Origin of the sequence: Halopseudomonas pelagia (assembly GCF_009497895.1) — a bacterium.
Lineage (GTDB): Bacteria > Pseudomonadota > Gammaproteobacteria > Pseudomonadales > Pseudomonadaceae > Halopseudomonas > Halopseudomonas pelagia_A.
The window spans coordinates 2161823-2181565 of the sequence record NZ_CP033116.1; the positions used below are offsets into that span (position 1 = coordinate 2161823).

General features: G+C 59.3%; 16 protein-coding genes. 4 read left to right on the top strand and 12 right to left on the bottom strand.

Features of this window, described 5'->3' with window-relative positions; all coding sequences use genetic code 11:
* Positions 1-18: 18 nt before the first annotated feature.
* From EAO82_RS10240 to EAO82_RS10270, 7 genes are all read right to left on the bottom strand, one after another.
* Positions 19-2604, bottom strand: a complete 2586-nt coding sequence (locus EAO82_RS10240; protein WP_096347207.1) for an ABC transporter permease — start codon at positions 2602-2604, stop codon at positions 19-21.
* Positions 2594-3247: an ABC transporter ATP-binding protein gene (locus EAO82_RS10245; RefSeq protein ID WP_096347269.1), complete on the bottom strand. Its 654-nt coding sequence runs from the start codon at positions 3245-3247 to the stop codon at positions 2594-2596. Before EAO82_RS10245 ends, EAO82_RS10240 begins: the two co-directional genes overlap by 11 nt.
* Before the next feature lie 151 nt (positions 3248-3398).
* Entirely contained in the window at positions 3399-4655 is a 1257-nt protein-coding gene (locus EAO82_RS10250; RefSeq protein WP_096347208.1) for an MFS transporter, read from the bottom strand.
* An 84-nt stretch (positions 4656-4739) separates the two neighbouring features.
* Positions 4740-5438 carry a DUF6064 family protein gene (locus EAO82_RS10255; protein ID WP_096347209.1) on the bottom strand — a complete coding sequence of 233 codons (699 nt, stop codon included), beginning with the start codon at positions 5436-5438 and terminating at the stop codon, positions 4740-4742.
* Positions 5435-6370 (bottom strand): aldo/keto reductase, encoded by a 936-nt coding sequence (locus tag EAO82_RS10260; protein ID WP_096347210.1) that lies wholly within the window; start codon positions 6368-6370, stop codon positions 5435-5437. The genes EAO82_RS10255 and EAO82_RS10260 overlap by 4 nt, the downstream gene beginning before the upstream one ends.
* Entirely contained in the window at positions 6367-6783 is a 417-nt protein-coding gene (locus tag EAO82_RS10265) for a hypothetical protein (protein ID WP_096347211.1), read from the bottom strand. Before EAO82_RS10265 ends, EAO82_RS10260 begins: the two co-directional genes overlap by 4 nt.
* A gap of 170 nt (positions 6784-6953) precedes the next feature.
* Positions 6954-7775, bottom strand: coding sequence for an aldo/keto reductase (locus EAO82_RS10270; protein ID WP_096347212.1), 822 nt, complete (start codon positions 7773-7775; stop codon positions 6954-6956).
* A 173-nt stretch (positions 7776-7948) separates the two neighbouring features.
* On the opposite strand from EAO82_RS10270, the gene EAO82_RS10275 reads away from it, so the two are divergent.
* Positions 7949-8665 (top strand): hypothetical protein, encoded by a 717-nt coding sequence (locus EAO82_RS10275; protein WP_096347213.1) that lies wholly within the window; start codon positions 7949-7951, stop codon positions 8663-8665.
* A 13-nt stretch (positions 8666-8678) separates the two neighbouring features.
* Here the strand turns inward: EAO82_RS10275 and EAO82_RS10280 are convergent, their stop codons facing one another.
* A complete protein-coding gene (locus EAO82_RS10280; RefSeq protein WP_218838639.1) occupies positions 8679-9782 on the bottom strand; it encodes an ADP-ribosylglycohydrolase family protein in 1104 nt (367 codons plus the stop codon).
* A 170-nt stretch (positions 9783-9952) separates the two neighbouring features.
* Between EAO82_RS10280 and EAO82_RS10285 the strand changes: the two genes are divergently transcribed.
* Positions 9953-10696 carry a class I SAM-dependent DNA methyltransferase gene (locus EAO82_RS10285; RefSeq protein WP_096347214.1) on the top strand — a complete coding sequence of 248 codons (744 nt, stop codon included), beginning with the start codon at positions 9953-9955 and terminating at the stop codon, positions 10694-10696.
* A 29-nt stretch (positions 10697-10725) separates the two neighbouring features.
* Here the strand turns inward: EAO82_RS10285 and EAO82_RS10290 are convergent, their stop codons facing one another.
* The gene (locus EAO82_RS10290; RefSeq protein ID WP_096347215.1) at positions 10726-11979 is read right to left on the bottom strand and encodes a ribonucleotide-diphosphate reductase subunit beta; all 1254 of its coding nucleotides are present in this window, start codon (positions 11977-11979) and stop codon (positions 10726-10728) included.
* Positions 11980-12512: 533 nt separating this feature from the next.
* Positions 12513-15380, bottom strand: a complete 2868-nt coding sequence (locus EAO82_RS10295) for a ribonucleoside-diphosphate reductase subunit alpha (protein ID WP_096347216.1) — start codon at positions 15378-15380, stop codon at positions 12513-12515.
* Positions 15381-15768: 388 nt separating this feature from the next.
* Between EAO82_RS10295 and EAO82_RS10300 the strand changes: the two genes are divergently transcribed.
* Complete coding sequence (locus EAO82_RS10300; RefSeq protein WP_174958830.1) at positions 15769-16485, top strand: response regulator; 717 nt, start codon at positions 15769-15771, stop codon at positions 16483-16485.
* The gene (locus EAO82_RS10305; protein ID WP_096347218.1) at positions 16486-18081 is read left to right on the top strand and encodes an ATP-binding protein; all 1596 of its coding nucleotides are present in this window, start codon (positions 16486-16488) and stop codon (positions 18079-18081) included.
* A 30-nt stretch (positions 18082-18111) separates the two neighbouring features.
* On the opposite strand, the gene EAO82_RS10310 is transcribed toward EAO82_RS10305, so the two are convergent.
* Together EAO82_RS10310 and EAO82_RS10315 are read right to left on the bottom strand one after the other, a co-directional pair.
* Entirely contained in the window at positions 18112-18735 is a 624-nt protein-coding gene (locus EAO82_RS10310) for a QsdR family transcriptional regulator (RefSeq protein ID WP_096347219.1), read from the bottom strand.
* A 159-nt stretch (positions 18736-18894) separates the two neighbouring features.
* Entirely contained in the window at positions 18895-19656 is a 762-nt protein-coding gene (locus EAO82_RS10315) for an SDR family oxidoreductase (protein ID WP_096347220.1), read from the bottom strand.
* Between the last annotated feature and the right edge of the window lie 87 nt (positions 19657-19743).

Sequence of the window (19743 nt, forward strand, 5' to 3'; positions counted from 1 at the left end):
GTTCCGTAGGTCACCTATTCAGCCCTCGCGCAGCAACATGGCCTGGTTCTGCTTCAAGGCCTGCAGTGTTGGCAGCAGCCCGCCCAGCAGGGCAAGCGAGCTGACTACACCTGCCACCAGCGCGCCAAGCCACCAGAGATCGCCTGCCGGCAGTTTCAACAGTAGGGTTGCCAGGGGCAGGGCGATGAGCGCGCCGAGTGCGGTGGCGAACAGGGTGGCGATAAAAGTCAGCAACCCGGTTTCCAGCAGCATGGACAGCCGAATGGCGCGGTGCCGGGCACCCAGACAATGCAGCAGGTTGGCCTCATAGAGCTGGCGCCGGCGGCTGACACTGACCACGCTGGAGAGCACCAGCAAGCTCGCCGTGAGGCTGATCAGGGCGACGGCGGCAAGACCGGCGGTGGCTTTGCCAAGCAGGTCGCCTGCGGTCTTGAGCCAGTCGGCAGTGCTCAGGGTGATCACATTGGGAATGTTCCTGGCCAGCCATTGTTGGGACTGTTGGGCGGCCGAGTCGCTCTGGTAGACCACACCGACGTAGCGGCCGATCAAGGCATCCAGCGCGCCATCCTGCAACACACCCTCAAACCAGAAGCGCGTCTGCAGGCCTTTCTGCCGGTACAGGGCTCTTATTTCAGCGGCAATGGTCTGGCCTTCGACCAGAAACTCGACCCGATCGCCGACGGTCAGCCCGAGCTCGTTAGCCTCCCGATCCTCCATGGCCATAAAGGCGGGTTGGCCGTCAGGTGCTGGTGATGTCCACCATTCTCCAGAGACCAACTCCAGGTCTTCCGGGTTGCCGGACAGATAGCTGAGCTTGTATTCATCACCCATGGCTTCGCGTCTGGCGCGGGAATCGTCTGCGAGCATCTCGGCGATCGGCTCCTGGTTAATCGCGCCCAGGCGCCCCCGTACCAGGGGCAGAAGCTCGGTCTCGGCGCTGGGGTCAAGTGACTCCAGGCCGGCGTTGAGCGTGTCGATCTGATCAGGCAGCACCTCATAGAGAATCAGCGCCGGCGCCTCGGCGGGAATGGTTGATTCCAGTGCGCGCAGCAGCGTGCTGACCAGCAGGGTGCAGGCGACTACCAGCGTCAGCGCGGTACCCAGCGACAGCAGCGTTGCCCGCAGTGGTGAATCCGGCCGGTGCAGATTGGCCAATGCCAGGCGTCGGGCAAAATTGCGCTCGGCAAAGCCGCCGTTTTCCAGGGCTTTGGCGCCGCGCTGCAAGCCCTTGATCAGCGCTTCCAGTAACCCCCAGAGTACGACCACCGCGAGCAGGAACATAAAGCCAAGTTGCGAGGAGGGCAGCCAGAACAGCGTGGCGGTGATATACACCGCCAGCAGCAGATAGCTGGCTACGCGCCAACTTCGTGGCTCATGCCGGGCGGCTTGAACCTTGCCTCTGAACAGCCCTGCCGGCGATGCAGCCAGTGCTCTGGCGAGTGCCGGTAACGCGAAGACGTAAGCGGTCAATACCGCAAACAGCCAGCTTAGAAGCAAAGGTATGGCCCACAACGTAATCCAATGCCCAGCTCCACCAGAGCCGGATATCGCGAAGGCATCGCCGGCCAGCGTCAGGGCCACAGCGGAGAGCGCCAGACCGATGGCGCCGCCGATGATTCCGGCCAGGCTGCCGAGTACGCCGATCTGCAGCAGATAGATGATCACCAGCGGCGCGCGCCGTAACCCCAGCGTCTGCAGGGTGGCGATGGTACCGAGCTTTTCATCCAGGTAGGCATGGATGCTGTTGGCGACACCCAGGCCGCCAATAAACAGTGTGGTGAAGGCAATCAGAATCAGCGCCGTGGCGATTTGGTCCAGCCGTTCGGCCAGCCGCTCGCTGCGTTCGGCAAAGGTGGTGGTATCCCAGCGGGCATCGGGGAAGGCCTGCTCCAGCTCGTTCAGCCAAACAGTCAGATCGCGGTCGGTTTGTACACGATATTCATAGTCGACGCGGCTGCCAGGTTGTATCAGTTGAGCCGCTTGCAAGGCCTCGTCGGAGATCATGATCGGCAGGCCACGCCAGTTGGCATTCAGACTGCGATCCGGCTGCGCTTCTATAAGAGCGCTGATGCGAAAGGTCGCGGCGCCAATCTGTATCTGATCGCCAACAGTTTGGCCCAGACGTTCAGCCAGCAGGGGATCAATGATCGCGCCCCAGAGCCCGTCCTGCTGGGCAGTGAGTTCTGCGCGCGGTTGATCTGGTGTCAGCTGTAGCTCGCCATACAGCGGGTACGCGGCATCCGGAATCAGAATCTCGGCGCTGAAGAAGTTCTCGCCGTTGGCATCACTGACCATGGTGTCGAGCTCACGCACCAGCGAAATAGTGCCGCTGGCGCGAATCCATTCAAGCGCTTCATCGGGCATTGGCTCGTTGGTATCCAGCTCGACATCGCCGCCTAACAGCGCGCGGGTATCTTCCAGCAAGCTTTGCTCGATCACTCGGTAAAGGCTGGCCGTGGCGGCGACCAGCGTGACGCCAAGGATCAGGCAAGCGAGAAACACTTTGAGTACGGAGATGCGTGAGCGCAGGTCGGTGACGGCGAATTTCAGCAGCCACAGGGCTCTGGCTGACCAGGGTAATCTGGCGGTTGTGTCAGAGCGCATGCAGGCGTCCCGCATCCATTCTCACGCGGTGCTGGCAGCGCTCGGCGACACGCTCGTCGTGGGTCACCAGCACCAGCGTGGACTTGCTTTCCTTGTGCAGGTCGAACAGCAGCGTGAGTATCTTCTCGCCGGTTTTATGGTCCAGGTTACCGGTGGGCTCATCGCCCAGCAGCAGGCTCGGCTGGTGCACCAGCGCCCGGGCAATCGCCACACGCTGCTGCTCGCCACCGGAAAGCTGAGTGGGGTAGTGCTGCAACCGATGGCTTAGCCCGACGGCTTCCAGCATGGCAGTCGAGCGCTCACGTGCGTGCGCCTGCCCGGCGATTTCCAGTGGCAGGCTGACGTTGCCCAGCGCGCTGAGGCCGGGTAACAAATGGAAGGATTGGAAGATAATGCCCAGGTGTTCGCTGCGCCAGTCAGCTAGTGCATTGGAGTCCATATCGCCCAGGCGCCGGCTGCCGACCAGTATCTCGCCCTGGTCCGGGCGTTCGAGACCGGAGAGCAACAGCAGGAGTGAGGTCTTACCACTGCCGGAGGGGCCAGTGATTGCCAGTGTCTCGCCCGGTGGAATCGTCAACGATGCGTTGTTGAGTACTGCGACGGTTCCTGATTCTGTGGGGTAGCTGAGGTGGATGTCGCTCATTTGCACGCTGGTGGACACAGGGCTTCCTTTGGCTAGACAGGGTCAGCCCGCACTATGCCATGCCAGCAGCAGCCCCGGCGACGCGCAGACACCATTGGCAACACTCTCCTGTGGCTTGGCGAGTCACAGGATTTCTAGCGAAGGTTGGCGATCATTTGGCTTCCGCTGGACCTTCCGCAGAGGGGGTTGCCCCAACGCTCGGTTCACCGACCGCCAGCTCTTTGGGAAAACGGCGGATCAGCAGTGTCAAGCCGAAGCCCACCGAAAGCACCAGCACGGTGAAGCTGTAAGCGACGGTAAAGCCGCCGGTGGTTTCGATCAGCCAGCCGGCGATGGCTGGGCCGAGGAATTGGCCGAAAGCAAAGAACAGTGTGGCAAAGCTGAATGCGATGGGGATGTAACGCGGTGCGACCTGATCCGTCGCGCTGGTCTGAATCATCGCAAACACGCCGTTGATCGAGGCGCCCATCACCAGGAAGTGGAAGAAGAAGTAGGGCAGGCTCTGCTCTATAAGTGGCAATGTCATGGCCATGATGACAAGGAAGATGCACGTTGCCAGTGCATTCCCGCGGCCCCAGAAGTCTGACAGCCAGCCCCAGAGCGGACCGGCGGCAATGGACATCAGGCCCATCATTGCCATATAGCGGCCGGCTATGGATGCGCTGTGGCCGCTTTCTACCATGAAGCTGACCATGAACACCGTCTGAACGATATAGCTCATGCCAATGATGCCGTAGGTAGTGGCCACGATCAGTACCCGGGGATTGCGGTAAATCAGCCATTTCTCATCCGCTGGCAGGTGTCCGGCATCGCTGGCTTTAGCGGTTGGCGGATTGCGCACGAATAACCCGACCATCACTGCCACGAGCAGTGCCGCGCCAGCAAATACACCCCAACTGACTCGCCAACCCTGCTCGCCAAATGTGGCGAACAAAAAAGGCACGAGAACGCCAGACACGAGAACGCCGACACCCACACCACTCGTCATGCAGCCAATTACCAAGCCGCGTTTCTCGGGAAACCAGGTAGCCAGCAACGCCACCATGGGCGCAAATGCAAAGGCAGTACCAAAGCCCAGCAAACCCATTAGCGCCATAACCAGCCAAAAATTGGCGGCAAAGGCCAGACCGACAAACCCAGCTGTGACCGTGAGCATGCCGAACATGATTGACGCCTTCGCGCCCCAGCGGGCAGCCGCCAGGCCACCGGCCAGGACGAAGCAGACATAACACAGGGCGGTAACGGTGCTGAGAATCCCCGCCTGCTGGTAGGACAGCCCCAGATCAGCACGCATCGCTGGCAGGATGACGCCGTAAGCCAGGCGCGCAAAGCCAATCACCACCAGGGACGTAAGGGTACCGCACAGCACGGTAATCACCATGTTCGGGCGCATCGCACTCTGGGACATCGGGGCTCTCTTATGCTCTGACTTGGTAGCCGCCAAGGTTACCAGTTATCTGCGCGGTGGCCGACAGAGTCGTGTTAAAAGAGCCTATTTTGCTCTCGCGGACCGAGACTCGACGCTCTTCCAAATTAGGCCGAGCAGCGTGATAGGCAATACTGCAAATAACGCTAAGGCGCCCGGCGCGACGGCGCCCGACGCATCCAGTACTTGCAAAGTTAGAGCGGAAATCAGTACCCAGAATGCCGGGATAATGGCGGTCGCCCAGAGAGCCCAACCTCTCAGCATAATCAGTGCCAGGCCGAGCGTGGTGATGGCTGTGGGATCGGCGTGGATGCCGACCACTTCTGCCCGGTACCAGGAGCCGCCGCTCAGTGGCGCCATCAGAGGCAACATTATCAGACCGAAGAGGGCAATTGCCGACCCGATTACGACCGGTGGGCTGGTAGGGCGCGGCGCTCTGTCCAGGCCACACCGGGTAAACGCAATCACGACCAGAAGCACGGCCTGGGCGATAAAAGCGTAGCCGAGGTAGGCTCCTGCCCAGTTGAGCTCTGCGTAACGCTGGATAAAGAACATGAAGCCGACAAAGATCCAGAGCGGTGCGGGTATCAAGCAAGCGAGCCGCGTGCGCTGCGTCAATGCCAGCCCAAGCGCGGCCGCGCCTAGGGCCAGGGACATCAGATGCAGCGGCCAGAAGGTCTCCCCCATGCGCTCCAACAGGCGGAAGTAAATTTCCGCCGTGAAGGGAACAAAGTCCTGCAGCTGGTAACTCGCCCAACCGTTCATAGCGACTCGATATAGGCTGCCATTCGTTGCCGCGCGTCGGCCGAGGGCATCGGGTCTCGACCGGCGTGCATATTTTCGCGCAAGTGTTCGACCTGGCTGGTTGCGGGGATGGCGCAGGTGACCGCCGGATGGCTGACGATGAATTTCAGCAGAAAGTCCGCCCAGGTGCTGCAACCGCATTCCGCTTGCGCCCATTCGGGCAATGGCTCCTCACGGCGCTTGAGGCTCTTGATCAGGTTGCCGCCATCGTAAGGCCGGTTGGCGATCACGCCAATGCCGCGTTCTTCCGCCAGTGGGAGCAGCCGGTCCTCTGCGTCGCGATGGGTGATGTTGTAAGTGAGCTGGACGAAGTCGATATCCTCCGAACTCATGATCTGCTCGATCTCGCTATGGCGGCGTCCGTGCGAGGTCGTTATGCCGATGTAGCGGATGGTGCCCTCGGCTTTCATCTCCTGCAGGGCTGCCAGGTGCTCGCGCCAGTCGGTCAGATTGTGCACCTGCACCAGATCAAACTGCTCAAGGTTCCAGCGTTCTTCCAGCTCAGCCACCTGCTCGCGGGCTGAGCCCCCGGCCGGGCTCCAGACTTTTTCTGCGGAAAACAGGTTCTCTGGGGTGCCGAGTTGTTGTAACGCGTAGCCCATGACATCCGGCGCGGAACCGTACATGGGCGAGGAATCAATCAGCCCTCCGCCCAGCTCGAAAAACGTTTTAACGATCTCGGTGCGGGCATCGAGTAACTTTGGATCGCTGCCGACATTGAAGGTGCGCCAGGTACCCATACCGATGACGGGTAGCTTGTTGTCGCTTCCCGCAAAGGCTTTCTGCCTAAGCCCGTTGGCGTTGGCAAAAAGGGCGGCCGATGGCAGCATCACGGCCGCCAGCGCGGCGCCGATGATTTTCAGGCTGTGTCTGCGCGTGATGGGACGGTTCATAGCGGTCGCTCTTTCAGATTTTTTTGAATAGGCACCGTGGTGGCCAACACCAGAACAAAGCAGGTCAGCACGAAGACCTTGTTAACAAACCAGTTGGTGCGCCAGATCGACCACTCCGGGTCAGCGAGAAAACGGCCGAACAGAGTGCAGATGATGAGGATTTCAATCACCGACATACCCACCGCCAGTGCACGTGTGTAACGAGGGCGTACCAGCAGCGCCCAACCTAGCCAGACGTGCGCCAGTGGCCACAGATCCCAGTAGATATAACGCGTCCAAGGCTCCCCGTAGAACAGTGCATAGCCAATGGGGAACAGGTATTTGATGAACAACGTCCAGGCGGCGAGGATAAACAGCGCGTGGGCGAGAAAGCTGAACCAGGCGCTTGCTGGTTGTCGGGTGGGCAGTGACATTACAGCGCTCCTGTCCCCAGGCCGTCGTGACCTGACTCTTTGATCTCTGACTGTAACGCAGTCTAGCTGGTGTGAGCCCGTTGGATGCTCAATGAGCCAGGCTGATCTCTACAGAAATAATTCAAAAAATGTTTACCTGAGCGCTAAGAAAAAGATCACCCGGGCCTAGCTCACACCATTTCCAGTGACTGTTTGCATGTAGGCGGTGGATAGGCAGCATCTATCCGGGCAAGGTCTTCGTTATCGAGTCTGAGCTTGTCAGCCCCTGCGTTCTGTTTGAGGTGAACCAGATTCACCGCCTTGGGAATGGCGATCATCCCGGGGTGACGCAGTACCCAGGCCAGCGCTATCTGCGCGGGTGTGGCGTCGTGCTTGTCGGCTATGCTTTGCAGTGCAGCGTCCTGAAGCAGGGCTCCGCCTTGCCCGATTGGACAGTAGGCCATAATCGGCATGTTGTATTGCGCATGCCAGCCCAGCAGGTCGTATTCAATGCCGCGCGATTCGGGATTGTAGAGCACCTGATTGGTCGCGCAATCCGGAGTATCGAGTTCCTGCAGATCGGCCACGTCAAAGTTCGACACACCCCAGCGCAGGATCTTGCCCTGCTCGCGCAAACGTTCGAAGGCGGCGACTGTCTCGTCCAACGGATATTGCCCGCGCCAGTGCAGCAGGTAGAGGTCAATAGTCTCGGTGCCCAGGCGTTGCAGGCTGCGCTCGCAGGCGGTCTGAACGCCCTTGGCGCTGGCGTTGTGCGGATAGACCTTGCTGACCAGATACACCTCGTCACGTCGGCCCCGAATGGCGTCGCCGACGATCTCTTCCGCACCGCCTTCGGCATACATCTCCGCCGTGTCGATCAGCGTCATGCCCAGATCCAGGCCCTCACGCAAAGCTCTAACCTCGGCCTGCCGGTGCCCGGCATCCTCGCCCATGCGCCATGTGCCCTGGCCTATACGCGGTACGTTTACTCCGCCCAAACTGATTGTCTGCATGTTAAGGGGTTCCTGTTGGATGGTGGGTGCCGGGCCGGTTTTCGGCTACAGGCCTTCTGGTTCATTCACTTTGGTCTGACACATCTTGTGAATCAAATTTCCTTTTCCTTGTCACACCCCCACGGTACTTCACTGCCCCCATACTTGTGACAAAGGAGATTTCGTTTAAGGCCATGATCGACTGGATTGAAACAAACCAGGCGGTACTGAGTGTATGCGTCAGCTTCGCTACCCTGCTTGTCTGGGTGATATACGCCCAGTTGTTGTATTCCGGATTTCGGCGGCAGCGCACGGCTCGGGTAATCATCAATCGCGGTAGCAAAAGAGACCTGGATGCCCTGTGCATCGTCAGCAATATGAGTCAGGAAGCGATTTATGTGGAATATATCATTGCTACCCTGAAAACCTCGCTCGGCTCTGTGACGATGGACGTCACGGATTTTGAACAGCACCCTACAGAAGAACGCGAGAACGGTGCGGGCGAGCGGCAAACTGTTGCGGTGACACCCACGAACATTCGCGAAAACACCCGGCAAGGCCCGTTGCTCTCAGGCGAATTCATGCATATCGGGACCTTTAGCGGACTGGTCCAGCGTCTGGCTAGGCAAGGTGGCATACCGATGCAGGGGAATAGCCCAGAAGAGGATATTCAGCTGGAAAGTCTGACCATTGAGCTTATCGCGTTGTACGGACCGGAGCCCAAGCCCGTTAGCGCCAGACGAGACTTCATTATTGATAGCAGCAAGTACGGCGGGACCTTGACACCCGCCTCCTGGCGAACCCGTCAGAGCATTTCATTCCTGCAACGCCGCCGGCTGTGCAAGATGGTGGATGAAATGAATGACACCAATTTCTTTATGACCTCTACCATTCGCCGGGAGAAGCGTTAGCCGCTCATATCCATCACAGGCCGGCAGCATCAGGGCTGACCAGTTGCTCAATAGCCCGGTTGATTGAGGCCTGTTTGCTGAGCTGATCAAACAGGTCTCCGGCCGCCTCGCCCTGGATCAGGCCCAGCAGTACGCCCAATACCGATCCCCTGTGTACATTGTCTCCACCCACTTCAGCATTGACCTGCAAGGCCTGCAGTGGATCCTGCTGGTGTTTGCAGGCCAGATACAACACCGCAGGCCATGCGTCACTGATGTAACAGGCGGGGGACAGCACATTGCCGATCACCTCACGCTCCGCGTGCCTGCCTTCTACCAGCTTGGTCAGATCCCGGCGTGACACTCCCCGCGCTGCATTCAGCAGTAACTCCCGCACCTGGGTGTCGTCCTCACGAAACAGCAAGCCGTCAATCAACTGCACATAGGCGTCGCATACATCGGCGAGAAAATCATCCGGGTGGGTCAATGCCAGATGCTCACGGCACAGCTGACGGGTGTCTGCCAACGAGGTGCCGCGCAATCGTTCGCCGATCACGAGTGGGGCGATGGTCACCAGGCCGCCAATCGATGGCGTATCGTGAGTAACTGCAGCGCACTGATCAGGCGGGGACCCTTTAGCGAGATTGGCAAAGAAGCCGCGGTGATAGGATTCAGCGTAGGTATCCGGGTGGGCCGAGTCGTCTGCCATCATCAGCTGAATATAGGCCCGCAGAAATCCATCGCGATCATAATGCCCGCCGGCGGCGTTCATCACCTCTATCAGCGTCAGCGCGCAATGGGCGTTGAGGGTGTTGTCACCGGCGCGCATGCCCTGATGGTAATGCACGTTGGGGCGGTCCCAGTACTGGGCTTTGCCCTTGAGAATCACGTCGCCGACGATACTGGTCTGGTTCTGGGCCGCGGCAGCCTTGCGGCCGCCGCCGCTGGTCGAATGAAGGGACATGATCGAGGACGGATGGAAGGTGGGCGGCGCTTCAAAAGTCTTGATCCCGTTCGGGAACGCCTCATCAATGTCACTGACGCGGTAGTACCAATGCACCGGCATGGCCAGTGCATCGCCGATAAACAGATTGTGCAGGGCGGCAGTCGCCCTGGAAGTGATTACCGCGTCCATCATGCTTGTCCCTTGGTTGGTTTCCCCGAGCTTAACGTAGTGCCGGTTGAGTGCTTCATCGCAGGTGTTTCAAAGAAATTCGACGGGTTTTCTGCCCTTGCGTTATTGATTCGCGAGCGCTTTTCATAAAGCCGGGATATGATTCGCGCCCCACCTCTCAGCACCAGACCATCATGCTCAGCAACGCTATTTATACTGACCTTTCGGGTTACTACGATTTAATGTGCGCGGATATCGATTACCGCGCCCAGAGCCACTGTATTCACCGGCTGCAGCAGTTGCTCGGGAATGGCGGGAAGACGCATCTGGATCTGGCCTGTGGGACCGGGCCGCATGTGCGGCATCTGCTTGATGCGGGCTACCAAAGCAGTGGTTTGGATATCAATCAGCCGATGCTGGACCTGGCGCGGATGCGCTGTCCCGAAGCGCAGTTTGCCCTGCAGGATATGTGCGGTTTCACGCTGGGTGAACCGGTCGATCTGATTACCTGTTTTCTCTATTCGATTCACTACAGCGCCGGGCTCGACAGATTGAACGCCTGTATCGCCAGTGTGCATGCCGCGTTGGCGCAAGGTGGGTTGTTCTGCTTTAACGCGGTTGACCGGCAGCGGATTGATAATGGCTCATGGGTGTCGCACAACGTCAGCCAGGCGCAGGCCCGGTTCAGTTTCAGCTCCGGTTGGCACTATTCGGGTGAGGGCGAGCGGCAGGCTTTAAAGCTGCGGATCGAAAAAAGCGTCGCTGGTGAAAAGCAGGTGTGGCACGACGAACATGCCATGGTGGCGGTGAGCTTCAGCGAATTGATGGCGCTGTTACAACCGCACTTTGACGTTCATATGCTTGAGCATGATTATGAGACCCTCTCTGCCTGGGATGGCATCTCAGGTAATGCGTTATTTGCCTGTGTGAAAATCTAGGGGCACGGTATGCGCGCGCCCCTGCTCACTCAGTCCCAGCTCAACGCCCCGCCAGTCTGATACTCGATTACCCGTGTTTCAAAGAAGTTCTTCTCCTTCTTCAAATCCATGATTTCGCTCATCCACGGGAAGGGGTTCACGGTGCCTGGGTATTCTTCCTTCAGGCCGACTTGAGTCAGGCGGCGGTTGGCGATGAATTTGAGATAGTCTTCCATCATTGCGGCGTTCATGCCGAGCACGCCGCGGGGCATGGTGTCGCGGGCGTATTCAATTTCCAGCTGGGTACCTTGCAGAATCATCTGCGTGGCTTCGTCCTTCATGCTGGCATCCCACAGGTGCGGGTTCTCGATCTTGATCTGGTTGATCACGTCGATGCCGAAGTTCAGGTGCATGGACTCGTCACGCAAGATGTACTGGAACTGCTCGGCGACGCCGGTCATCTTGTTGCGCCGGCCCATGGACAGAATCTGGGTGAAACCGCAGTAGAAGAAGATGCCTTCCAGTACGCAGTAGTAGGCGATCAGGTTGCGCAGCAGTTCCTTGTCGGTCTCGACGGTGCCGGTGTTGAAGGTCGGGTCGGAGATCGAGCGGGTGTACTTGAGGCCCCAGGCTGCCTTTTTCGCGACCGAAGGGATCTCGTGGTACATGTTGAAGATCTCGCCTTCGTCCATGCCCAGTGACTCGATGCAGTACTGGTACGCATGAGTGTGGATCGCCTCTTCGAAGGCCTGGCGCAGGATGTACTGGCGGCACTCGGGGTTGGTGATCAGGCGATAGACGGCCAGCACCAGGTTGTTGGCGACCAGGGAATCGGCGGTGGAGAAGAAGCCCAGGTTGCGCTTGACGATGCGGCGCTCATCATCGGTCAGGCCTTCGGGGTTTTTCCACAGGGCGATGTCGGCGGTCATGTTGACCTCCTGCGGCATCCAGTGATTGGCGCAGCCGTCCTGGTACTTCTGCCAGGCCCATTCGTATTTGAACGGCACCAGTTGGTTAAGGTCGGCACGGCAGTTGATCATCTGCTTGGCATCGACGTTGACTCGGGCGGCGGAGCCCTCGAGTTCGTCCAGGCCTTCCTGGATGTCCAGTTGGTCGAGTGCGGCTTTGGCGCGAGCGACGGCGTCGGAGTCATCGTTGCCGACGTGGCGTGCACTGTCGACCGCTGCAACGGCTTGTTGGTCGAGTTGCGTGTCTGCGTTATCGGCCTGTGTTGCTGCATTGGACGCTGCACGGTGAGCGGGGGTGGTGGTTTCTGGTGTGTCTAGTTCGTCCCAGCTGAGCATGGTTGGCTCCCTTTGGTCGCAGCTTCAAGCGGCAGGCTTCAAGCTTCAAGTTGTTTTGTGTAGCGGCTCGGGCGATTGTTCTGGTTCGCCTCGGTGCGGCTGTGGTGTTCGTTGTCCTGCTCCGGTTTTGGCCGGTAGTCCGCCTGGATTCCCGCCTTCGCGGGAATGACGACATTGTTAGTACTCAGTTCTTGCTCCGTCATCCCCGCGAACGCGGGGATCCATTTTGGGGTTGGCTGTTTACGTAATGCGCAATGCCAGGGCCCCCAAGGTCAAAATGGATTCCCGCCTTCGCGGGAATGATGGGACGAGAAGAACGCACTATCTGGATCCTCATTCTCGTTCCCTTTCCCGTCATTCCCGCGAAGGCGGGAATCCAGGCGGAGTGGCGGTCAACGCGCCATGGCCACAGCTCAACCCATTCGCTCAAACGGACCACGCTTTCGCGACGAGGCCGTCGCTCCTACCTGGGCGTCTCTCTCTCGGGCAAGCCCCGGGCTGCTGTCGCTTGCAGCTTGAAACTTGCGGCTGCTTCACTGGCACGCCTCACAATCCGGCTCATCAATCGCACAGGCCTTGGGCACCGGGGCCGGGCCGGCGGCGGTCAGGCCGGCGGGGGCGCCGTTGGATACGGCGTTGAGTTTGCCGGTATCCACGGTGGATTTCTCGGTGCTGGTGGCCGCCAACGCGCGGAGGTAGTAGGTGGTTTTCAGGCCGCGGTACCAGGCCATGCGGTAGGTCACGTCCAGTGCCTTGCCGGAGGCGCCGGCAATGTAGAGATTCAGTGACTGGGCCTGGTCGATCCACTTCTGACGGCGGCTGGCGGCTTCGACGATCCACTTGGTTTCCACTTCAAAGGCGGTGGCGTACAGGGACTTCAGATCGGCCGGGACGCGGTCGATCTGCTGTACCGAGCCGTCATAGAATTTCAGATCGTTGACCATGACCGGATCCCACAGGCCGCGTGCCTTTAGGTCGCGGACCAGGTAGGGGTTGATCACGGTGAACTCACCGGACAGGTTCGATTTGACGTACAGGTTCTGGTACGTCGGCTCGATTGACTGGGACACGCCAGTGATGTTGGCGATGGTCGCGGTCGGGGCGATGGCCATGATGTTGGAGTTGCGCATGCCTTTCTTCGCGCGCTGGCGCAGCGGCTCCCAGTCCAGGGTCTGGCTGCGGTCCACTTCAATGTACTTGGCGCCACGCTGCTCGGTGAGGATGTCCAGCGAGTCCAGCGGCAGAATGCCCTGGTTCCACAGGGAGCCTTCAAAGGTGGCGTAGCTGCCGCGCTCCTCGGCCAGATCGCAGGAGGCCTGGATGGCGTGATAGCTGACCGCTTCCATGGACTGGTCGGCAAAGCTGACAGCAGCATCGGAGCCGTAGGCGATATGCTGCAGGTACAGCGCATCCTGGAAGCCCATGATGCCCAGACCGACCGGGCGGTGCTTGAGGTTGGAGTTTCTCGCCTGCGGCACCGAGTAGTAGTTGATGTCGATGACGTTATCCAGCATGCGCACGGCAGTCTTGATGGTGGCCGCGAGCTTGGCGGTGTCCAGCTTGCCGTCAACGATATGGTTGGGCAGGTTGACCGAGCCCAGATTGCACACGGCGATTTCATCGGCCGAGGTGTTCAGGGTGATCTCGGTACAGAGGTTGGAGCTATGCACCACGCCAACGTGCTGCTGCGGGCTGCGCAGGTTGCAGGCGTCCTTGAAGGTGATCCACGGGTGGCCGGTTTCGAACAGCATGCTGAGCATCTTGCGCCACAGATCGCGGGCCTGGATGGTCTTGTGCAGCTTGAGCTTGCCGTACTCGATCAGCGCTTCGTAATACTCGTAGCGCTCTTCAAAAGCTTTGCCGGTCAGGTCGTGCAGGTCCGGGGTGTCGGACGGGGAGAACAGCGTCCACTTGCCGTCTTCGAACACGCGCTTCATGAACAGGTCGGGGATCCAGTTGGCGGTGTTCATATCGTGGGTGCGGCGACGGTCGTCCCCGGTGTTCTTGCGCAGCTCGAGAAACTCTTCGATATCCAGGTGCCAGGTTTCCAGATAGGCACAGACCGCGCCCTTGCGCTTGCCGCCCTGGTTTACCGCGACGGCGGTGTCGTTGACCACTTTCAGGAAGGGCACGACGCCCTGGGATTTGCCGTTGGTGCCTTTGATATAGGAGCCCAGTGCACGGACGTTGGTCCAGTCGTTGCCCAGGCCGCCAGCGAATTTGGACAGCATGGCGTTGTCGTGGATCGCATGGTAAATACCGGACAACTCATCCGGCACGGTGGTCAGGTAGCAACTGGAGAGTTGCGGACGCAGGGTGCCGGCGTTGAACAGCGTTGGCGTGGAGGCCATATAGTCGAAGCTGGACAGCAGCTTGTAGAACTCGATGGCGCGGGCGTTGCGATCGGCTTCTTCAATCGCCAGACCCATGGCTACGCGCATAAAGAAAATCTGCGGCAGCTCGAAGCGCACGCCGTCTTTGTGGATGAAGTAACGGTCGTACAGAGTCTGCAGGCCGAGGTAGGAGAACTGCTGATCGCGGGTATGATCCAGTGCGGCGCCCAGTGCCTGCAGATCGAACTCCTTCAAGCGTGAGTCCACCAGCTCCAGCTCGGCGCCTTTGTTGATATAAGCGGGCAGGGCTTTGGCGTACAGCTCGGCCATCTCATGATGGGTGGCACTGTCGGCAACGCCAAGAAAGCCCAGGGCTTCGGCGCGCAGGGTGTCCATCAACAGGCGCGCGGTCACGTGGCTGTAATTCGGTTCACGCTCGACTAGTGTGCGTGCAGTCATGACCAGGGCGGTGTTGACGTCGTGCTGGGTAACGCCGTCGTAGAGGTTCTTCAGGGTTTCGCGTTCGATCAGCTTGGCATCCACTTCGGCCAGGCCTTCGCAGGCCTCGTCGATAATGGTGTGCATGCGGCCCATGTCCAGCGGCACGCGGCTGCCGTCGGCCTGGGTGACGTTCAGCGTGGGATGCGCTTCCACCGGCTGACGCGCCTGACGCTGGCGGGAATGCTCTTCACGATAGAGCACGTAGCTACGCGCGACTTTCTGTTCGCCGGCGCGCATCAGTGCCAGTTCTACCTGGTCCTGAATCTCTTCGATATGCAGGGTGCCGCCAGAGGGCATGCGTCGTTTGAAGATATTGGTGATGGTCTCGGTGAGCTGGTTCACGGTCTGATGAATGCGGCTTGAGGCAGCGGCCTGGCCACCCTCTACAGCCAAAAACGCCTTGGTGATGGCGACCTTGATCTTGTCATCGGTGTAACCAACCAGAGTGCCATTGCGCTTGATCACGCGAATCTGACCGGGCGCGGTCAGGTTCAGATCCTGCTCGTGCTGCTCACCTTGCGGCGCGCGAGACCCAATGGTCTCGGTGGGGTTGGGGGTGGGCTGCATGGGCAATCTCCTTGGCCGGGCCTGCGTACTATATATGGTGGTTCTACGCTACAGGCTTGGAACTGTTGCGGAGACCGTTGCGATTAAAACAACATCTAGTGATTAAAATGCCGTGAGGCACAAGATAGTGTGTAGATGGCTGTTGTGCAAGCCTGCGACTTGAATTTTTTATGCTGGCCATCTACTGGCAGCGGTATGGAAAATGCCGCTCTAAACCGCTTATTTCAGGCTTCCTGGCGAGTTATCAACAGGCGGAGCCAGACGAAAAATAAACACAATATATTGTGTTATCAGGTTGCCCACTCACTACCGGTAACCGTGGGTAGGTGTTTTGCTTTGCGGTTGCTACAATCGCCGATCTTACTCGCGGCAAATCGGGGTTGGTGTTGTGTCAAATGTGGAAGGTGGGCGAATACTGATTGTTGAGGATGACCTCAAGCTCGCGGCCTTGATCGAGGCGTTTCTGATCTCCCAGGGCTTGGACGTTGAGCTGTTGACGCACGGCAGCGGGGCGGTAGAGCACATTCTCGCCAGCAATCCCGATCTGGTGGTGTTGGACCTGATGCTGCCCGGCGAAGACGGGCTGTCTATCTGCAAACGGCTGCGTGCCGCCAGTTATGCGCGGCCGATCCTGATGCTGACCGCGCGCAGTGATGATGAGGATCATATTCAGGGGCTGGAGCTGGGCGCGGATGATTACGTCAACAAACCGGTTCGGCCACAGGTGCTGTTGGCGCGTATTCGTGCGTTGCTGCGCCGCAGTTCGGATATGGACTCGGCCAGTGAACGCGAGGCCACCCGGCTGACGTTCGGACCGCTGGTAGTTGACCATGCGCGTCGCGAGGCCTGGCTGCATGATGAGTTGATTGATCTGACCGGCGCCGAGTTCGATCTGCTCTGGTTACTCTCCAGCAACGCCGGGCGGGTGCTCAGCCGTGAGGAGATTTTCAATTCATTGCGTGGCATCGAATACGACGGTCAGGATCGCTCGATTGATGTGCGCATTTCGCGGATCCGCCCGAAAATTGGTGACGATCCTGAGTTGCCTCGCATCATCAAGACCGTGCGCAGCAAGGGCTACCTGTTTGTCGCCGTGCAACCCTGAATGAACTCCATTTTCCTGCGCATTTATGGCGGCATGCTGCTGATTCTGATCACGGTGTCACTGTTGGCGTTATTGAGTATTCGCTTGATAAACGATGTGCGCGCCGAGGACTACCGCGAGCGCATCGCCAGTGGCACCTTCCGGCTGATGGCCGACAACCTCGAACCCATGGACGATGCCGAGCGCTTGCGCGCGTTGGCGGCCTGGACGCGTCTGATTGGTGTGCCGCTGCAGCTGAATGAGCTGGATGATCTGGATCTGGATTCCAGCAGCTGGTCGCGACTGATCCGTGGGCAGGTGCTGGTCAAGCAGAACGGCGTGGAGGACGTGCGGGTCTACAGCCTGGTGGAGTTACAAAGCCAGATGGTATTGGCCACCACGATTGAGCGCATCACCGAGCAGCTTGGCCGGGCCACGCTGTTTCTGATCGCCGATGAGCTGGTGCGGGCCCCCGAGGCGGATATGCCATTGCGCTTGCAGCAACTGCGCCGCGAGAAAGGTTTCGGTTACCCGTTGGTGCTGACGCGTATGAACGAAGCTGATCTGGACGCAGACCAGCGTCGGCGCCTGGAAGAGCTGGACACCCTGATGACCCTGGGGCCGGACGGCGATTCGATAATGCTGTACATGAAAGTGCCGGATACCGAATGGGTGCTCAGCCTGGGGCCGCTGTACCAGATGAAGGAGTTTCCAGCGCCCATGCTGCTGATAGTCGGGGTACTGGTGTTGACCCTGTCCGGTTTGCTGATTTATCTGCTGGTGCGGCAACTGGAACAGCGCTTGATGGTTCTTGAGGCCGCCGCCACCCAACTGACCCGCGGTAATCTGGATGTACGTGTGGATGCGTCGGGACCGGACTCGGTGGGTCGCCTGGCCAAGGCGTTCAACGATATGGCCAGCCACTTGCAAAGGCTAATGGCTATTCAGCGCGAGATGATCGGCGCGGTTTCCCACGAGCTGCGTACGCCGATCGCGCGCCTGCGCTTTGGCCTGGAAATGGTCGAAACCGCAGATAACGACGCGGACCTGAATCGCTATATGCAGGGAATGGATGGCGATCTCAGCGAGCTGGACAAACTAGTGGACGAGATCCTCACCTATGCGCGCCTGGAGCAGGGCGCGCCGGCATTGAACATGGTCGGGGTGAACGTGCCGGCGATGGTAGCCCAGGTGGTCAGCGAGCTGGGGCCGTTACAACAGAACATCAATCTGCAAGCGAGGGATCTGTCGCTGGGCCGCGCTACCCGTATCGATGCCGAGCCGCGCTACCTGCACCGCGCGATTACCAACCTGGTAAGCAATGCCCAGCGTCACGCCAGCAGCCAGGTAAGAATCAGCACGCGGGTGGTGTACGGGCGTTGCGTGATCAACGTCGAGGATGACGGGCCGGGGATCGCCGAGGAATGGCGCGAGCGTATTTTCACACCGTTTCTAAGGCTGGATGACAGCCGCACGCGCTCTTCTGGAGGATACGGTCTGGGGTTGTCGATTGTGCGCAGGGTAATTTATTGGCATAACGGTCGCACCCGAGTCGGGCGTTCGGAAGCCTTGGGTGGTGCGGATTTCAGCCTGGACTGGCCGGTACAGCGCCGCTAGGGCGTCAGTACCGGCGGAACACAGCGAGGGTTAACGGCTGTGGCCGTTGACCAGCAAACGGAAGGCCTGGCTGGCAGGGCCGGGTTCCGGGGTGCGGCCGCAGATCAGATCACAGTAAATTGCACCTTCACCAATGCGAATAATGAAATAGGCGAGACTTTCGGCGTCCATTTCCGGATTGATCTTGCCGGCCTTGATCTGCCCATCGAACAGCTCGCGCCAGGTCTCAATCAAGCGGCTCTGCAAGCCGGAGATGTTTGAGGTTAGTAACTGCAAACCCCATTGCGGCTCTGCCAGCAGGAAATCATGCATCGGCTTGGCGTTGATCAGCGCAATATTGATATCGGTGTAAATCTGTACCAGGTAATCGATCCCTTGCAGCTCAGGTGTCTCATTCGCGCGCTCTATCGCCTGATCATAGATGAACTTGTACTGTGACCAGAGAATCTCGCCCATCAGCAGATCCTTGTTCCCCACCCAGCGCATGAGCGTGGCGCGGCCGATGTTGAGCTCCTCCGCCAGCAGCGAAAGGTTCAGTCGGCGGCCCTCAAGCCACCAGCGGCGGGCCATGCGAAAAGCAGTGATGGGCGTGGCGCGCTCATCGGATTTGCGCTGCGATAGCGCCATGGATAGCGGGGTATTCTGACTGCTCATATTCACTGCCTGTGTGACTTATGTGTTGGCTCTCTAGCTGCCTATAGTAGCAAGGACGATACCAAGATGAGAAGTGTCCCGATGTTGAATCATTGCTTGAATCCTATTTTGATATCATCCTTTAGTCGCATTTGTCATGAAGAAGGCGGTTTCAGCCGACTAACCACGACCGACAAAGGGCATTTTTGTGGCCATGATGGTCATGAACTGAATATTGCTTTCCAGCGGCAGATTGGCCATCTGCACCACTGCCTGAGCAACGTGCTCCACATCCATCATTGCCTCTTGCGCTATGTCGCCATTTGCCTGCTGGACGCCGTGCTTCATGCGCTCGGTCATCTCAGTGGCGGCATTGCCGATGTCGATCTGACCGCAGGCGATGTTGTAGCGCCGGCCGTCCAGCGAGGTGGATTTGGTCAGGCCGGTCATCGCGTGTTTGGTGGCGGTGTAAGGCGCTGAGTTTGGTCGTGGCGCGTGGGCGGAAATCGAACCGTTGTTGATGATGCGACCGCCCATGGGCTGTTGGCTTTTCATGATCTTGAAAGCTTGCTGGGTACAGAGAAAGGCGCCGGTCAGGTTGGTTTCCACCGTGGCCTGCCAGTGCTCAAAGCTGATGTCTTCCAAGGGTACGGGCGGTGCGCCGGTACCGGCGTTGTTGAACAGCAGATCAAGGCGACCAAAGTGCTCAAGCGTACGATCAAACAGGGCGGTTACCGAAGCGGGTTGGCGCACATCGGTCATTACCATCAGGCTGTGCTCGGCGAGGTGTGCGGCGGCCGCGACAGTGGCTTCGAGAGGTTCGGCACGGCGGCCCGCCAGCACCACGCGGTAGCCTGCGCGCAACAGCGCCAGCGCGGTGGCGCGGCCAATACCGCTGCCAGCCCCGGTGACCAGGGCGACGGGGGAGGTGGTTGTTGTCATGATTGGGCTCCAAGGCTAGGTTCAGCCCCGCAGCATAGCCGATTACAAAAAAGCCGGTCACCCTAAGGTAACCGGCTGCATTACGTT